This window comes from Marilutibacter aestuarii (genome assembly GCF_006546775.1).
GTDB lineage: Bacteria > Pseudomonadota > Gammaproteobacteria > Xanthomonadales > Xanthomonadaceae > Marilutibacter > Marilutibacter aestuarii.
The window spans coordinates 47,080-62,261 of record NZ_VICE01000023.1 but is presented as its reverse complement, the minus strand read 5'-3'; the positions used below and the strand labels follow the sequence as shown (position 1 = coordinate 62,261).

Below are 15,182 nucleotides of genomic sequence, written 5' to 3'. Positions count from 1 at the left end.
GAAGCTGCACGCACGACGTGAGATGGGTTTTGCTTCGAAATGTGGAGGGCAAAGTCAAAGGCTTCCGCCCTGTTGGGCGGGTCCCTTTTGTCTTGCCAAAAGGAACCAATACCGCGGGCTCCATCGGCCGCCGGCACGGCTTCGCCGCACCGGTCCCCTGCGCGCCTCGGCCCTGGCGGCACGGCGCCCAAACTCGCTTCGCTCGGACAAGGGCGCCTCTACGGCCGCCATGGCCTGCGGTGCTCGGCAGCCTCAAAGTCGCTAAGGGCAAGGTCAAGATCAACGGCAACGGCAACGGCAACGGCAACGGCAACGGCAACGGCAACACGCCGCGTAGGACCGTAGGGCCGCAGGGTGGGTGGAGCCGAAGGCGAAACCCACCTTCGCGAAGCTGCACGCACGACGTGAGATGGGTCTTGCTTTGCGCTACCCATCCTGCGTTGCTACGACACCACCCACCGTCATCCCAGCGCACGCTGGGATCCAGCTCTTGGGCTCGTGCGCTTGCAATGATCCTTATGCGGGTTTCGATGCGCCTCGACATCGCGTGTCGTGTCGGCTGGCGGTTCCTGTCTGAAAAGGCTGGATCCCAGCGTTCGCTGGGATGACGGCATGAGCGTTTCTCCCCTCGCTTGGGCCAAGAACCACAAAAAAAGGCCCCGCGTTGGCGGGGCCTTGTGTTGCACGATGCGCGACGTGGCCGGGGTCAGTAGCCCAGCACCTCGCTGATCACGCCGGTGGCGATCTCGACCAGCAGGTAGCGGTCGTCCATCGGGCGGACCCAGCGGTAGCCGCGCGGCGGCGCATGCAGGTGGTAGTCGCGGTAGTCATCGAGGTAGTAGCGCGGCTCGATGTACGCCAGCGGGACGCGATCGCCGCGCTTCCACTGCTGCTTGTACCAGCCCAGGTGCTTGCCGTTGTCGTGTCGGCCGCTGTCGTGCGGGGCATTGCCCGGCGGGCCGTGCTCGACATGGGCGGGCGGACCGCCGTGACCCTTGTTCTTGCCCTGGCCGTTGCCATTACCGGCCAGGGCCGGCGTGGCGGCGAGTGCCAGCACGGCGATGGCGGTGGCGATGTGGGTGCGTCGGTTGTTCATGGCAATCCTCCTTGCAGAGGCGTCGGTGGACATGGGCCCACCCTAGGCGGGGCGGCGTGAATGTTCGGCCAGAATTGGCTGAATACGCTACAACGGTTCAGGTTGCCGGTCCCGGACCGGCGTCCGACTTCGAAGCGGACGGCGGGCTCAGCGCCGCCCGCGCAGCCTCGGACACGCTGCGCAGGTGCAGGTCCTGTTGCGGGAAGGGGATCTCGATGCCGTTCTCGTTGAGCACGGCGTAGATCCGGGTCAGCAGGCGGCTGCGGATGCCGACCCAGTTGTCGTAGTCCCGCGTCCAGGCGCGGATCGAGAAATCGAGCGAACTGGCCCCGAAGGCCATGAAGAAGACGGTGGGCTCGGGGTGGCGGGACACCGACTCGTCGGAGGTGATCACGCCGGTCATCAGCTCGATGACCTGGTTGGGATCGGCGCCGTACGCCACGCCCAGGTTGATCTCGATGCGCCGGAACATGTCGCGCAGGGTCCAGTTGACCAGGTTCTCCGACAGCAAGGTGCCGTTGGGCACCACCACGTCGGCGCCGTCGAAGGTCTTGATGACGGTCGCGCGCATCCCGATCTCGCGCACGCTGCCCGACGTCCCGGTGATGTCGACCACGTCGCCCGGCTGGATGGGGCGCTCGAACATCAGGATCAGGCCGGAGACGAAGTTGTTGACCACGTTCTGCAGGCCGAAGCCGATGCCGACGCCGAGCGCGCCGAAGACGAAGGCCAGCTGGCTGACCTCGAATCCGGTCGCGGTGAGGGCGAGCACGAAGCCCAGCAGCAGCACCGCGTAGTAGGACAGCGAGGCGACGCTGTTGTCGACGCCACGCGGCAGCGACATCTTCGGCAGCACTTCCTCATGCAGCACGAAGCGCACCAGCTTGGCCGCCCAGAACGCGATCACGACCGACACGATGAACACCAGCACGTGCCCCAGGCTGATGCTGAGCGCGCCGATGGTGAACTCATGCGACAGGATGCCGCTGATCGTCGAATAGATCGGCCGGAACAGGCGGAAGCGGTTGGCGGTGAAGCCGAGCCAGGCGATGACCGCCGCGATGCCGAGCAGGCGGCTGAAGCCGCGCATCATCGAACCGTCGCGCAGCCGCGCCATGCGCAGCTTCGACAGGCCCGGTTGGGCGAAGGTCAGGCGCAGCAGCGCCAGGAACACCGCCACCGCGGCGTAGAGCATCAAGGCCATGTAACCGCTGTCGAGCAGGCCGCCGGTGAGCATCTCCGCCAGCGAGACATTGCCCAGCACGTTGGACAGCGCCGACACCGCCAGCATCCCGACGGCGGTCCAGCCGACGACATGGATCGCCGTGCGGGCCCCACCCTGCAGGCCTTTCGTCGGCGCCTTGCGGCGCGAGCGCCACAGCAGCCACAGGGTCAGCACCAGGGCCAGCAGGGTGATCGACAGCGAGTACGCCCGGTAGGTCAGGGCGTTGGCCATGAACAGGAAGCCCAAGCGCTGCAGCAGGTACAGGCCGGTCGCCACGTAGGGCCAGGGGCCGAACAGCTCGAACACCCGGGCCGGCAGCAGGCGCAAGGTGGGCACCAGGGCGATCAGCATGATCACCTGGTGCAGCAGCAGGGGCGCATCCGGTTCCAGCGCCAGCACCGCCATCATCGACAGCAGCAGCCAGGCCGAGAACGGCCGGTGCAGGACCTTCTCGGAGGCCTCCAGCAACGACGCCCGCGCTGGGGTTCCGGCATCCGCGGGCTCGACCGGGAGGCGGGCCTGGTGGCGGCGGTAGTACACGCTCAGCCAGACCAGGAGCGGCAGCAGGAGCAATTGCACGACGTTGAGCACGCGCTGGTGGTCGACGTTCGAGGCGCTGTACTGCTTGAGGAAGTCGACCTCGATCGTGAGGCCGGTCTTCAGTGCCGCCAGCGAAGCGTCGGATTCGCCCGCGTCGTCGCCCAGTGCCCAGATGGGTGGGGCGTCCATGTGCACCAGCCGGCGGTCGATGTCGGCGATGGCCGCCGCCACCTCCTGGCGTCCCGCATCGATCTGGGCCTCCAGCGTGTTGGCCTGGCGCCCCAGCTCGATGTACTGCTGGAGCGGCGCGGACAGCGCACTTTCGGCCCGGCCCAGGTAGACCAGGACCTCGTCGATGCGGTCCGACAGCGCCTTGGGCATGCTGCCGTCGGCGTTGGCCGTGCGCGTGGCCTCCCATGCCGCGCGCCGGGTCGCGATCTCCGCGGCCGACTCCACGTAGGGCGCGCTCGCCTGCTTGAGGTCGGCGCGCCAGCGCTCGAACAGGCGGGCATCGAACCCCCAGTGCCGGTCCAGGCTCTCCAGCCGAAGCACGGGCAGGGTCTTCAGGTCTTCACCCGAGGCCAGCCGCACCTTCTGCCGTGTCGAGCCCTCGATCGCGGCCAGGCGCTCCTGCAACGGCGCAACAGCGTCGCGCCGCCTGGCCTGCAGCATGACCGACTGCGCGAAGCGCTCGTCGGCGTTGGCCTGCTCCGGAATATCGGCGAATTCGATCGCCTTGGGCGCCGCCTTCTCCTCGCCGGTCAGGACGCTGGCGATGTCCTGGGCGGCGGTGGCCGGCGCCGATGCAAGTGCCCAGGACAGGAGCAGGCAGGCAAGGAAGGCGAAACGACGCGTCATCTGGACTCCCGGGGCTGGCATGGCCGGAGGCGCCGGTGCCGCGACGCGAGTGGGTCGCGCGCGCCGTGTCCCGGTGCTGCCGGGGAGTCTAGCAGTGGCGGCAAGGGCGCCGTGTAGCCGGCGCTGCCATGGCCTCCTGACCGGCACCCGCGACCGCGTGGAGGCCGGGTGTGGCGTTCGTAGTCGTGGGGGTGCTCGCGCGCCAGCGCGGCGATCCCGGGCAGGGCGGCGGCACCCAACGCGATCGCCGCGGCGTTGCCCTGCTTGTCGTCGCCCGTCATGGCGTGCTGGCCGCAAGCCCGCGGCCGTGCGTCTACCACGGAGGCCATGTCGCCGTTTACCGGACGGACAGGCACACGTGGCGCGCGCTGTTCAAGTGATCCCGTACAGGTTGGCGCTCTTGCCGCAGGTGGAATGGCGATGCGATCTGCCCGACTGCAGTTCGCGCGCGCCGTCCGCGGTCAGGCACATGCCCCCTGGATCGCCCTTGGCGAGGGGGCGTTTACAGTCCCCCTTCGGCATCGAGCCAGCGTCGACGCACCGCCGCCCCGGAAACCGGGGCGGCGGCACTTCCCCTCAACGGCTGTCGCGCTTGCCCTGGTTGTGGCGGTCATGGGTGCTGATGCTGCCCTGGATCGCCTGGACGCGGCTCTCCGCGGCATGCAGGTCGACGGCCTTGCTGCGCGCAGCGTCGGACTGGTAGCCGGCGTGGTCGACGTGGCCATGGTGCTCGCCGATCTCCTGCCACGGCGCCGGTTGCCGGTCGTGCTCCTGCTTGGCGGCCAGCAGCTTGCGGGTGTTGGCCAGGGCCTGGCGTGGCGTGATCCGGCGCTTGGGGGTCTTCTTCGCCGCCTTTTTCGCGGGGGCCTTGCGGGCGGTAGCCGGTTTGGCGTTGGCGACCTTCTTCGTTGCCGCCTTCTTCACGGACTTCTTGGCAACCGGTTTCGCGCTGGCGGACTTGCGTGCGGTGGATTTCGCGGTGGCGGCCTTCTTTGCCACGGCCTTGCCCGCGGTCTTCTTCGCGGCCGTATTGCTGGCAACGACTTTGTTCGCCACGGATTTCCGGGCTGCCGGCTTCTTCGCCGCGACCTTCTTGCTCGCCGCCTTTTTGGCGACCGCCTTGCTGGTTGCCGGCTTCTTCGTCGTCGCCTTCTTCGCGGGGGCCTTGGTCGCGGTGGACTTCTTCGCCGTGGCTTTCTTCGTAGCGGCCTTCCGCGTCGTGCTCTTCTTCGTGGCCTTCGTGCCGGCGGCGCGTGCCGGGGCGGTGGTCTTTTTCACGGTCTTCTTTGCCGTCTTCTTCGCCGCGGGGGTGGGCGTGCCGGCCTTGGCGCTACGCGCGCGCTTGCTCGCCTTCAGGGCCTTGGCCTCCTTCTTGGCGCTTGCACTGGCGTTGCGCAGCGATGCGCGTGCCGTGCTCACGGCCTTGCTTGCGGTCTTCTTGATGGCCTTCTTCGTGGCCGCCGCCTTGCGGGTGGGTGTTGCCATGGGTGCCTCCGTCGTATGCGGGCCATGCCGCGTCGTGTCCATGGGGTAGCACGCGCGGCATTGACGGCAGGTGATGGTGTTCGCCCGCCAGCCGCGTGCGCACCCGCGGCGGGGGTGCGCTGGCAAGCCCGAGCCGGTAGCGTGTGAGCGTTGCCGGGTGATGGAGGTCACGATGCCGTTCAAGTCCATGCGTGGCGTGCTTGCCGCATGCTGCGCGCTGCCAACCCTGGTGCTTGCGCAACCGTCCGCTGGCGACCTGCAGGCCTGCGTCGAACGTGCCACCCGGGACTTGCCGCAAAAGCCCGCTTCCACCCTGCGTGACATCGATGGCCTGCCGCGGCAGCTGCTGGCCCTGCGCTCCTACCTGCGGGCCGGTGACCTCGACGCGCGCTGGAGTTGGACGGAGGCCGAGATCGCGGCGTACGAACAGTCCCCGGCGCACGAAGAAGCACTCGCGGCCCTGGCCTGGGCGCAGGCGCGTTTCGCCGAGCGCAATCCGGGTTTCAGCCTGTACGTGAACACCCGCGTGCGCAGCCTGGACACCCAGGTCGAGCGCTGGAACACGAATGCCTCGGTCGGCGTCGCGGCCGAGGCCATGGCGCAGGCCGCGCCAGGGGCCTGCGCGTCGTCGCCTGCGAAGTTCGCGGACTGGGCGCGGGGCTGGCGGCCCGATCCGCCGGCCAACCTGGCCGCACCCGGTCTGTCCGCGCATGGCCAGGGGCGTGCCTTCGATTTCCAGGTCATGCAGGGTGACGTCCTGGTCGCGGGCACCGACTCGCGGCGCATCGACGCCGACTGGATCCACGGCGGCTGGGCGCGCAGGCTGGCGGAGGTCATGGCCGAGTCTCCCGCGTTCGAAGGCCCGCTGCGCAGCCCGCGGGAACCTTGGCACTATGCCTATGCAGCGGACGAGCCAGCCGCACCGGCCGGGACCGCAGCCGGCGACAGCGGTACCGACGCGCCGTCGGACGCGGCGGACGCCGATTAGGCGCCCTGCCGCGGCGCGCGGCGGCTGAACGCACGCAGCGCGTGGACTCCGCCATCCACCATGGCTCGGGTAAGCTGGTCGGGGCGGCGCGAGCGACCGCCCACACCATCCAGAGCCGGCAGGGGGCCCCATGTCCAGACAGTCCAAGGCGCGCCGCGACATCCGCCGCAAGCAGGCTCCCGCGCGTCCCATCCGCCGCCTGGGCGGCACCCTGCAACCGCATGCGCAACTGGTCGGCGACGACGGCGGCGTGGTCGGCGGGGCCGGCTTCCGCGACGGGGAATGGGTCCTGGTCCTGGGCGGGAAGTCCGTGACCGCCACCGAAAGCCCGGCGATGATGCTGGCCATGCTCAAGCACGCCGTCGCGGTGCAGGAACGCGCGGGCCGCAGCCTGGAGCTGCACGTGTCGGCGGCGCTGGACACCGCGGCCACGCACGAGGCCACCGCGGCAGGGCAGTCGCTGCCGCAATACCTGGACATGCTCGAGGCCGAGCGCGTGGAGCGCCTGTCGGAGTCGGCGCCGGGCGGCGGCGCCGAAGGCGCGGCCCCGCTCGCGCATTGAGTCATGCACGCGGCGGCGTATGCTGTCGGCAGGATCGGAGCGGGAGCGGGACATGACGATATCGAGCAAGCCATCCAGGGTGTTCTGGGTCGTGGGCGCCCTCGCGCTCGCCTGGAACCTGGTGGGCGTGGCGACCTTCATCGGCCAGGTGACGATGTCGCCGGCCACGCTGGCGGCCTTGCCACCCGACCAGCAGGCGCTGTATGCGCAGATGCCAGCCTGGGTCGAGGCCTGCTATGCCGCCGCGGTCTTCGGTGGGGCGCTCGGCGCACTGGCGTTGTTGCTGCGCAAGCGCATCGCGATGGCGCTGTTCCTGCTGTCCGCGATCGGCGCGGTCCTGCAGTTCGGCGGCGTGTTCGCGCTCACCGATGCCTATAGCGTGCTGGGTCCGAGCAGCGTGGTGATGCCCGTGGTGATCATCGTCGTGTGCGTCGCCCTGTGGCTGTACGCCCGCCGCTGCACCGCGCGCGGCTGGCTTGGCTGAACCGCGACGGGCTGCATCACGCGACGACGACGCGACACCGACGAAGGTCCGGGGTTTCCGTTTCCCGGAGGTTTCCATGCGGACATCCCTGCTTGCCCTTGGTCTGGTCCCGGCCCTGCTCGTGGCGCCCCTGCGCGCCGCCGAACCGCTCCCCAACGTGCCGGTCGAGACACTCGACCTGCAGCGCTACAGCGGCCAGTGGCACGAGATCGCCCACCTGCCGATGTTCTTCCAGAAGCAGTGCGTCGGTGACGTCACCGCGACCTACACCCCGCGCGAGGACGGGCGCATCGGCGTGCGCAACGCCTGCCGCACGGACGATGGCAGCATGGATGTCGCCGAAGGGACCGCACGGCCCGCCGGTGACGCACAGGGCCAGCTCGAGGTGCGCTTCGCGCCCGAGTGGCTGTCCTGGCTGCCGATGGTCTGGGGCGACTACTGGGTGCTTGAGACCGGGCCGGACTACGAGTGGGCGGTGGTCGGGTCGCCGGGCAAGGATTACCTTTGGATCCTCTCGCGCACGCCGACGATGGACCGTGAACGCTTCGATGCCCTGCGCGAGCGCGCCGCCCGGCGAGGGTATCCCGTCGACGAACTGGTGATGATGGCCGAGGTCGACTGAGGGACCGGGTGCCGCGCGTCCCGCGCGGCCGTCCGGCAGCCGCGCGCCCGTTCGCAGGGCATTCCCAAGGCCTTCCGCGCGCGGATGTGGCGATGCCGGGGCGGGGCGCGCAATCGCCGGATGGCGGAATTTCCGCGCCGATCGCGTTCGTGATTGCATGCAGGGCGGTTGCGCCGTGGAGGCGACATGACGAAGGAACGGATCCGGCGGTATCTCGGGAGCTGCGTGGTGGCATCGCTGCTGGCGATGCCGGCCGGGCTGGCGATGGCGCAGGAGGCGGGCAAGCCGATGACCATCCGGCTCGAACCCAAGGCGCTTGCGGGCGTGGACACGGGCAAGGCGGTGGTCGTGAAGGGGCGGGCTGGACGCACCCCGCAACGCTTCCTGCTCGAGGGCATTTCCTACATGAACCCGGTCGGGGTGGTCCTGCGGCCGGTGGAGGCAGGCGACGAGGTCGCCTTGTCGATCACCAAGTACGCCTGGAACCAGCCCTTGCGCGAGGGCAGCACGGACGAAGCGCCGCTGCGCTTCCTGTTCCGCACCGAGGGCGAGTTCCAGGTATCGGTCAGTGCCGACGCGGCCGACACGCCGTACCGGCTGCTGGTCTGGGTGGGCGAGGAGACCCAGCCCGATTTCGCCCCCGTGGTGGTGGATGCCAGTACCTTCGATGGCGGCGGTGGCGGGTTCCCCTGGACCTGGGCGGTGATCGGCTTGCTGGTGCTGGCGGTCGCGGTGATGGCGGTCCTGATGATGCGGAGGAAGCGGGCATGACGCGTGCACGGGGACGGATTCTGGCGGGGCTTCGCCCCGTCGTGCTGGCGATGGCGGCGCTGGTCGCGCTGGCCGCGCTGGGCGCATCCGCGCAGTCGGGCGAAGGGCCGCCTGCGACGGAAGGCGACTGGGAGAGCTTCTTCGACGGCATGGATGGCGATCGCGCGCTCGACATCATCGACGTGCTGGTCGACAGCGACGCGATCGGCGTGGCGCGCGATGCCAACACCTTGTTGAACGACCTCGAGGCGCTCGACGCGACCGAGGCCGGTTGCGGCTCGGCGTACACCGACAGCTCGGGCCCCACCGTGCCCTCGCATTGCGCCGAGGGCGATGCCTGCCGGCAGTGCTACGAGGAGGCGGTGCGCAAGATCGACTTCAACCGCTTCTACATCGAGCGCGCGCGCTGCATCACCGCGGCCAACGTGAAGATGGCCAACTCGGCGATGGCCTTCGGCGACAGCGCCTCGGGCATCCACGCCGTCTCCGGCCTGTCGTGGCAGCTGCAGGGCAAGCCGCAGATCGAGCAGGCCGTCGGCAAGCTCAAGCAGACCTACACCCGCAAGGCCGGCCAGTACCTCGACGGCCTGCAGGGCGCACTGAAGGAGCTCGGCCAGTGCGAGGCCCGGCATTATGGCGAGGAGGACTGGTACCAGCGTTACGGCTGGATCTACCACAACTTCATGCAGGCCAAGTACGGCTCGCCGCCCGAGTGAACCCCGGGTGGCGGATTGTCCGCGCCGCGGGACGCTGATTCCCGGCCTGCCGCCTGTTCGCGCGCGTGGGTGGGGCGTAGCCTTGCCGCTCTCCACGGCGAACAGGAAGGCGCATGACCACGACGATCTCCATGTACACCGCGTCGGTGCCCGGCTTCATCCAGGGCCTGCAGAACCTGGCGCACGTGCTGCGCAAGGGCGAGGCGCACGCACAGGCGCACGAGTACGCACCCGAGGCACTGCTGCAGGCCCGGCTGGCCCCGGACATGCTGCCGCTGGTGCGGCAGGTGCAGATCGCCACCGACATGGTCAAGAACGGCGCCGCCCGCCTGGCCGGGCTCGAGCCGCCTCCGTTCGCCGACGACGAGACCGACTTCGCGCAGTTGTACGCGCGCCTGGACCGCGCCATCGCCTTCCTGCGCAGCCTGTCGCCGGAGCAGCTGGACGGCAGCGAGGCGCGCGACATCCAGCTCAAGTTCGGCCCGCGTACCCTCGAGTTCAAAGGGTGGGACTATCTGATGGGCTTCGTCCATCCCAACTTCTATTTCCACGCCAGCATCGCCTACGCCGTGCTGCGCAAGTCGGGCGTCAGGCTGGGCAAACTGGATTACATGGGCGCCGACATCGAGCGCTGAGCCCGCTCGCGGCACGGGCCGTCCTGCGTCGCGGGATGAAGTAGGGTGGGCATCCGGCCCACCCGCATCGATCCCGCCATGCGCATGTTCCGTCCCGTCCCCCGTCGAGGCCTGCTCGCCGCCGTCGTGGCCAGCGTGGTGCTGGCGGCCTGCGCGAGCACGCCCCCGCGCAATCCGCTGGCCGAATGGCGCGGCTCGCCCAACCATGATGTCCGTCGCGCACGCCTGGTCGTGTTGCACCACACCGACATGGAAAGCGCGGAGGCCGCGCTGCATACCCTGCAGACCGGGAATTCCGGCGGTCCGGTGAGCGCGCACTACCTGGTCGGCCGCGACGGTCGCCTGTACCAGCTGGTGCCCGAAGAACTGCGGGCCTGGCACGCGGGTGCCGGGCGCTGGCAGGGCCAGGGCGACCTGAACTCCGCCTCGATCGGCATCGAGATCGACAACGACGGCCAGTCACCCTTCCCCGACGCACAGGTCCAGGCCCTGTTGCGCTTGCTGGAGGACATCGTCGCGCGCACCGGCATCCCGCGCGCGCAGGTCATCGGCCATGCCGACCTGGCGCCGTCGCGCAAGCGTGACCCCAGCGCGCTGTTCCCGTGGGCACGATTGGCCGAAGCCGGCTTCGGCCTGTGGCCGCGCCCCGCACCCGCGCCGGCGCCGGACGACTTCGACCCCTGGCGCGCCCTGCGCCTGGTCGGTTACGACCTTGCCGACCCGGAGGCGGCGCGCTGCGCGTTCCAGCGTCGTTTCCGCGCCCACGAGTGCCGCCTCGACGAAGACGGCAACGCGTCGTGGGGCGAGTGGCTGCCCGGCGACCTCGACATCCTCCATGACCTCGAACGCCAGCGCCTGGAGGGCGGCGGATAGGCGCCCGCCCCCGCCATCCCCGGCGACCCCGCGCGAGACAGCCGCATGGGCAAGCGCGGCCCGAGCGGTGGCCGTGCGACAATAGCCACCGATGAACGAAGCCGTCTCCGTCGACCTGGCGCGCCTGCGTCGCAGCTGTGCGAATTGCTCCCTGCAGCAGTTGTGCCTGCCCGCGGGCATCGGCGTCGATGCCCTGGCGCGCCTGGAGGCGATCGTCCGCCGCCCACGCACGCTTCGCCGGGGCGAACGCCTGTACCGCATCGGCGATCCCCTGGGCGCGGTGTACGTTGCCAGCAGCGGTGCCTTCAAGACCGCCAGCCTCAGCGAGTCGGGCGAGGAGCAGGTCACCGGCTTCCACCTGCCTGGCGAACTGATCGGCCTGGACGGACTGGGCGAGGGCGCGCATCGCTGCGAAGCGGTCGCCCTGGTCGACTCCCATGTCTGCGAGGTGCCGCTGGAGCGCTTGACCGCGGTGGCCCTGCAACTGCCCGGCCTGCACGAGCAACTGCTGCGCGTCATCGGCCGCAGCATGGACCGCGACCACCTGCACACCGACCTGCTGGTGCGACGCCAGGCCCATGAACGCCTGGCGCTGTTCCTGCTGGGGCTGTCGGAGCGCTATGCCCAGATCGGCCAGTCGGCGCGCGAGTTCCGCCTGCCGATGAGCCGCGAAGAAGTCGCGCGCTACCTCGGCCTGGCCCTGGAGACCGTCAGCCGCGGCCTCACCCGCATGCAGGAAGACGGCGTGCTGGCGGTGCACGGGCGGCGCGTGGAGGTGCTCGACAGGGAGGCACTCAGCGCCCTCGCGCATGGGCGCGAGGGCTGCGCCGAGGCCGATCCGGGCAAGCGCCGGCAGGCTTGATTCCGTACGCCGTTGCCCGTGCCGGCTAGGGCGCGGGCAGGCTGCCGCAGCCCAGCGCCGCCAGCAGCCCGTGCAGGGCCGGCACCTGCATCAGCCAGGGGGCCGCCAGCGTCAACAGGCCCGCCACCAGCACCAGCAGGGCCGCCGGGACGCGCCAGCGTGGATCCTTCAGGTGGCGGCCCACATGGGCGCCCGACCAGGTCAGCGGCAGCATCACCGGCAACGTGCCCAGGCCGAACGCGGCCATCGTCAGCGCGCCGTTCAGCGCATCGGCCTGCAGCCAGGCCGCCAGCAGCAAGGTCGTGCTCAGGCCGCAGGGCAACCAGCCCCACAGCATGCCCAGCGCCAGCCGGCGTGGACGCGTGTTGGCCGGCAGCAGGCGCACCTGCAGCGGGCGGATCCATTGCCAGAAGCCTTGTCCCAGCCGACCGATGAAAGCGAGGCGGCCCCCGCGGTTGAGCAGGCGCAGCGCGACCAGCACGAGCACAGCGCCCACCAGCATCCGCAAGCCGATCGCCAGGCCTTCGACCTGGGCGACGCGCAGGATGCCCTGGCCGAACCCGCCGGCGACGGCGCCGGCCAGCACGTAGCCCCCCACGCGGCCGAGGTTGGCGTCCAGGGCGGGCGCCCATCGTGCCCGCGCCGGCACCGCCGACGCGCCCTGCAGCGCCGGGAAGCCGGTGGCGATGCCGCCGCACATCGCCGCGCAGTGCAGGCCCCCCAGCAGGCCGCTGAGCAGGGCCGCGCCCAGGGTCAGCCAGTCGAACGGCATGGTCAGGCGGCTCCGTCGTTCCGGTCGCCGTCGGGCGTCGCGTTCGCCTCGGGCGTGTTCCGCGGCCGGGGTAGCGGGTCCTCGCGCAGGATGTCGAGCGCCGGCGTGTCCAGATCGTCGAACTGGCCTTTACGCACGGCCCAGACGAAGGCCCAGATCGCGGCGACGAGCAGGCCCAGGCTGAGGGGGATGAGCAGCAGCAGGACGGTCATGGGCGGGGCGGTTCCGGCGGCTCAGGGAAGGGCGGTGGCGGGGCGCGCCGACGCATCCGCGGCCGCGCGTGGCCCGCGGGCGAGTCGCAGCGCATTGAGGGTCACCAGCAGGGAGGATACTGCCATCCCGAGCGCCGCCATCCAGGGCGTGACATGGCCGCCCGCGGCCAGCGGCAGCGCGAGGACGTTGTACGCCAGTGCCCAGGCCAGGTTCTGGCGGACGATGGCGCGGGTGCGGCGGGCCAGTGCGATCGCTTCGGGGATGCGCGACAGCGATGGGCTGGTGACCACGAAGTCGGCGGCGCGCTGGGCCAGCGCGGCGCCATCGGCCATCGCCAGCGAGACGTCGGCACCTGCGAGCACGGGGGCGTCGTTGAGCCCGTCGCCGACCATCGCCATGACGTGGCCGTCGGCCTGCAGGCCACGCACGTGCGCGAGCTTCCGTTCGGGCGACTGCCGCGCCAGCGGGGCGTCGACGCCGAGCGCCGCGGCGAAGTGCGCCACCGGCGCGTCGGCGTCACCGCTGCAGATCCCGACCCTGAGGCCCAGCCGGCGCAACGAGGCGAGCGCCGTGGCCGCATCGGCGCGCGGGGTCTCGCGCACCTCGAAGCGCGCCGCGGCGACCTCGCCGTCGCCCAGCCACAGGCCGCCGTCGTCGACCCGGTCCTGGCAGGCGAAGCCGGCGCGACCCAGGTACCAGGCGCGTCCGTCGACGCGCCCCTGCAGGCCGTCGCCCGGATGCAGCCGGACCGCCTCGGCGGGCGGCACCGCACCGGCATGGGCGAAGGCACGTGCGAGCGGGTGGCGGCTGTCGCGCTCCAGCGCCGCCGCGATGCGCAGCGCAGCGTCGGCATCGATGCCCGCCGTGCCGAAGATCGCCACGCCATCGAGCACCGGCCGGCCATCGCCGAGCGTGCCGGTCTTGTCGAACACGATGCAGTCGGCCCGCGCCAGCGCTTCGAGCGCGTCGCTGCGCAGCGCCAGCACGCCCATTCGCGCGAGTGCGCCATGGGCGGTGGTCAACGCGGTCGGTACGGCCAGCGACAGCGCGCAGGGACAGCTGACCACGAGCACGGCGAGGGTGACCTCGAGCGCGCGCGAGGGATCGTACAGCTGCCAGCCCAGGTAGACGGCGACCGCCACCAGCAACAGGCCGCTCACGAAATGGCGGGCGATACGCTCCGTGGCACGCGCGAGGCGGGGGCGGTCGGCCTGGGCGCGATCGACCAGCCGGGTGAGCTGCGAGAGCCGTGTGTCGCCACCGGTACGGACCAGGCGCACGCGCGCCGGCAGCTCGCGGCAATGGCTGCCGGCGAGCACGACCTCGCCCGGCTGGCGCGGCACCGGCTCCGACTCGCCGGTCAGCAGGGCCTCGTCGAAGGCCGAGGGGGCGTCGAGGAGGATGCCGTCGGCGGGTACCGCCTCGCCCGGCGCGATGCGGACGATGTCGCCCGGCCGCAGGTCGCCGAGCGCGACCTGCTCAACGTGAAGCGCGCCATCGCATGCGTCCAGGCGCTCGCGCGCGGCCAGCGCCGGTCGTGCCCGGGCGAGCGCATCGACCTGGGCGCTGGCGATGCCGCGCGCGCGCTGCTCGAGCATCCGCGCGACCAGCAGCAGGAGGACGAACATCACCGCCGCGTCGTACCAGACGTGCACGCCGCCGCGCACCGTCTCCAGCAGGCTGGCGAAGTAGGCCAGCAGGGTCGAGCCCGCGATCAGGGTGTCCATGCCGGGCTGTCGCTCGCGCAGCTCGCGCCACATCCCTTCCAGGAAGGGCCAGCCGGAATAGAAGACGACGGGCGTGGACACCAGGAAGGTCAGCCAGCGGAAGAAGTCGCGCGTGGCCAGCGACATGGTCTGTTCGGTATCCAGGTACAGCGCCTCGGCCAGCATCATCGCCTGCATCGCCCCCAGTCCGGCCACGCCCAGGCGCAGCAACCAGCGGCGGCGTTCGCGGCGGCGGGCTTCCTCGCGGGCCTCGCCGGTGGCCAGCCAGGGGCGGTAGCCGAGCGCGGCCAGGCGCGTCATCAGCGGCGACAGCCGGGTCACGTCCGGATCCCAGGCCAGGCGGATGCGTCCAGTCACGGCATTGGCGGTGATGTCGAGCACGCCCGGCACCCGGCGCAGGGCGCGATCGACCAGCCAGGCGCAGGCCGCGCAGCGCATGGCGTCGGTGAGTACGGTGATCTCGCGGCCGCCGGCGACGGCCCGGCTGTGCTCGGCGAGCACCGCGTCGCGATCGAAGGCGGCGTAGTCGGGCAATTCGCTGCCCACGCACCCCGCCGGCGCCTCGCGCAGGCGATAGTAGTCGTCGAGGTCGGCACTGTCGATCCACTGCGCGGCGGCCGCGCAGCCTTCGCAGCAGAAGCGCCGCAGGGATCCGGCGACGTCGGCCTCGACCCCGCGCAGCGCCGTCGCCGACAGCGCTTCGCCGCAGTGATGGCAGGTATCGGGAGCGGCTGGGACGGCGGACACGCCGGT

Annotated in this window: 16 protein-coding genes; 10 read left to right on the top strand and 6 right to left on the bottom strand. The window is 70.9% G+C overall.

Annotated features, from left to right (window positions below; all coding sequences use genetic code 11):
- Window positions 1-706: 706 nt before the first annotated feature.
- Together FKV25_RS03000 and FKV25_RS02995 are read right to left on the bottom strand one after the other, a co-directional pair.
- Window positions 707-1,096 carry an RcnB family protein gene (locus FKV25_RS03000; RefSeq protein WP_141517307.1) on the bottom strand — a complete coding sequence of 130 codons (390 nt, stop codon included), beginning with the start codon at window positions 1,094-1,096 and terminating at the stop codon, window positions 707-709.
- Window positions 1,097-1,193: 97 nt separating this feature from the next.
- The gene (locus tag FKV25_RS02995) at window positions 1,194-3,719 is read right to left on the bottom strand and encodes a mechanosensitive ion channel family protein (RefSeq protein ID WP_141517306.1); all 2,526 of its coding nucleotides are present in this window, start codon (window positions 3,717-3,719) and stop codon (window positions 1,194-1,196) included.
- Between the two features lie 170 nt (window positions 3,720-3,889).
- Here FKV25_RS02995 and FKV25_RS02990 point away from each other — a divergent pair, with 170 nt between their 5' ends.
- Window positions 3,890-4,099 (top strand): hypothetical protein, encoded by a 210-nt coding sequence (locus FKV25_RS02990; protein WP_141517305.1) that lies wholly within the window; start codon window positions 3,890-3,892, stop codon window positions 4,097-4,099.
- 196 nt (window positions 4,100-4,295) lie between these two features.
- On the opposite strand, the gene FKV25_RS02985 is transcribed toward FKV25_RS02990, so the two are convergent.
- Entirely contained in the window at window positions 4,296-5,393 is a 1,098-nt protein-coding gene (locus tag FKV25_RS02985; RefSeq protein ID WP_170218492.1) for a histone H1-like repetitive region-containing protein, read from the bottom strand.
- Between FKV25_RS02985 and FKV25_RS02980 the strand changes: the two genes are divergently transcribed.
- From FKV25_RS02980 to FKV25_RS02940, 9 genes are all read left to right on the top strand, one after another.
- The gene (locus FKV25_RS02980; RefSeq protein WP_170218491.1) at window positions 5,377-6,192 is read left to right on the top strand and encodes a hypothetical protein; all 816 of its coding nucleotides are present in this window, start codon (window positions 5,377-5,379) and stop codon (window positions 6,190-6,192) included. The two genes, FKV25_RS02985 and FKV25_RS02980, sit on opposite strands and share 17 nt — an antisense overlap.
- 130 nt (window positions 6,193-6,322) lie before the next feature.
- Window positions 6,323-6,754, top strand: a complete 432-nt coding sequence (locus FKV25_RS02975; RefSeq protein ID WP_141517302.1) for a hypothetical protein — start codon at window positions 6,323-6,325, stop codon at window positions 6,752-6,754.
- 52 nt (window positions 6,755-6,806) lie between these two features.
- Window positions 6,807-7,238, top strand: a complete 432-nt coding sequence (locus tag FKV25_RS02970; protein WP_141517301.1) for a hypothetical protein — start codon at window positions 6,807-6,809, stop codon at window positions 7,236-7,238.
- Between the two features lie 76 nt (window positions 7,239-7,314).
- A complete protein-coding gene (locus FKV25_RS02965; protein WP_141517300.1) occupies window positions 7,315-7,860 on the top strand; it encodes a lipocalin family protein in 546 nt (181 codons plus the stop codon).
- 186 nt (window positions 7,861-8,046) lie between these two features.
- Window positions 8,047-8,631 carry a hypothetical protein gene (locus FKV25_RS02960; protein ID WP_141517299.1) on the top strand — a complete coding sequence of 195 codons (585 nt, stop codon included), beginning with the start codon at window positions 8,047-8,049 and terminating at the stop codon, window positions 8,629-8,631.
- Window positions 8,628-9,347: a hypothetical protein gene (locus FKV25_RS02955; RefSeq protein WP_141517298.1), complete on the top strand. Its 720-nt coding sequence runs from the start codon at window positions 8,628-8,630 to the stop codon at window positions 9,345-9,347. The genes FKV25_RS02960 and FKV25_RS02955 overlap by 4 nt, the downstream gene beginning before the upstream one ends.
- A 113-nt stretch (window positions 9,348-9,460) precedes the next feature.
- Window positions 9,461-9,982 carry a DUF1993 domain-containing protein gene (locus FKV25_RS02950; RefSeq protein WP_246071869.1) on the top strand — a complete coding sequence of 174 codons (522 nt, stop codon included), beginning with the start codon at window positions 9,461-9,463 and terminating at the stop codon, window positions 9,980-9,982.
- A gap of 84 nt (window positions 9,983-10,066) precedes the next feature.
- Window positions 10,067-10,855, top strand: a complete 789-nt coding sequence (locus tag FKV25_RS02945) for an N-acetylmuramoyl-L-alanine amidase (RefSeq protein ID WP_141517297.1) — start codon at window positions 10,067-10,069, stop codon at window positions 10,853-10,855.
- 91 nt (window positions 10,856-10,946) lie between these two features.
- Complete coding sequence (locus tag FKV25_RS02940) at window positions 10,947-11,717, top strand: helix-turn-helix domain-containing protein (RefSeq protein ID WP_141517296.1); 771 nt, start codon at window positions 10,947-10,949, stop codon at window positions 11,715-11,717.
- Window positions 11,718-11,742: 25 nt separating this feature from the next.
- Here FKV25_RS02940 and FKV25_RS02935 read toward each other — a convergent pair whose 3' ends face one another.
- The 3 genes from FKV25_RS02935 to FKV25_RS02925 are packed head-to-tail and all read right to left on the bottom strand — an operon-like array spanning window position 11,743 to window position 15,176.
- The gene (locus tag FKV25_RS02935) at window positions 11,743-12,489 is read right to left on the bottom strand and encodes a sulfite exporter TauE/SafE family protein (RefSeq protein WP_141517295.1); all 747 of its coding nucleotides are present in this window, start codon (window positions 12,487-12,489) and stop codon (window positions 11,743-11,745) included.
- A gap of 2 nt (window positions 12,490-12,491) precedes the next feature.
- On the bottom strand, window positions 12,492-12,701 hold the full coding sequence (gene ccoS / locus FKV25_RS02930; protein ID WP_141517294.1) for a cbb3-type cytochrome oxidase assembly protein CcoS: 210 nt from the start codon (window positions 12,699-12,701) through the stop codon (window positions 12,492-12,494).
- Window positions 12,702-12,722: 21 nt separating this feature from the next.
- A complete protein-coding gene (locus FKV25_RS02925; RefSeq protein ID WP_141517293.1) occupies window positions 12,723-15,176 on the bottom strand; it encodes a heavy metal translocating P-type ATPase in 2,454 nt (817 codons plus the stop codon).
- Window positions 15,177-15,182: the final 6 nt, after the last annotated feature.

Excerpts from the sequence above, each read along its gene's own strand:
- ccoS (WP_141517294.1), bottom strand. The coding sequence starts at position 12,701 with ATGACCGTCCTGCTGCTGCTCATCCCCCTCAGCCTGGGCCTGCTCGTC.
- FKV25_RS02945 (WP_141517297.1), top strand. The coding sequence starts at position 10,067 with ATGTTCCGTCCCGTCCCCCGTCGAGGCCTGCTCGCCGCCGTCGTGGCC.
- FKV25_RS02935 (WP_141517295.1), bottom strand. The coding sequence starts at position 12,489 with ATGCCGTTCGACTGGCTGACCCTGGGCGCGGCCCTGCTCAGCGGCCTG.
- FKV25_RS02970 (WP_141517301.1), top strand. The coding sequence starts at position 6,807 with ATGACGATATCGAGCAAGCCATCCAGGGTGTTCTGGGTCGTGGGCGCC.
- FKV25_RS03000 (WP_141517307.1), bottom strand. The coding sequence starts at position 1,096 with ATGAACAACCGACGCACCCACATCGCCACCGCCATCGCCGTGCTGGCA.
- FKV25_RS02950 (WP_246071869.1), top strand. The coding sequence starts at position 9,461 with ATGACCACGACGATCTCCATGTACACCGCGTCGGTGCCCGGCTTCATC.
- FKV25_RS02955 (WP_141517298.1), top strand. The coding sequence starts at position 8,628 with ATGACGCGTGCACGGGGACGGATTCTGGCGGGGCTTCGCCCCGTCGTG.
- FKV25_RS02965 (WP_141517300.1), top strand. The coding sequence starts at position 7,315 with ATGCGGACATCCCTGCTTGCCCTTGGTCTGGTCCCGGCCCTGCTCGTG.
- FKV25_RS02995 (WP_141517306.1), bottom strand. The coding sequence starts at position 3,719 with ATGACGCGTCGTTTCGCCTTCCTTGCCTGCCTGCTCCTGTCCTGGGCA.
- FKV25_RS02940 (WP_141517296.1), top strand. The coding sequence starts at position 10,947 with ATGAACGAAGCCGTCTCCGTCGACCTGGCGCGCCTGCGTCGCAGCTGT.
- FKV25_RS02960 (WP_141517299.1), top strand. The coding sequence starts at position 8,047 with ATGACGAAGGAACGGATCCGGCGGTATCTCGGGAGCTGCGTGGTGGCA.
- FKV25_RS02975 (WP_141517302.1), top strand. The coding sequence starts at position 6,323 with ATGTCCAGACAGTCCAAGGCGCGCCGCGACATCCGCCGCAAGCAGGCT.
- FKV25_RS02985 (WP_170218492.1), bottom strand. The coding sequence starts at position 5,393 with ATGGACTTGAACGGCATCGTGACCTCCATCACCCGGCAACGCTCACAC.
- FKV25_RS02980 (WP_170218491.1), top strand. The coding sequence starts at position 5,377 with ATGCCGTTCAAGTCCATGCGTGGCGTGCTTGCCGCATGCTGCGCGCTG.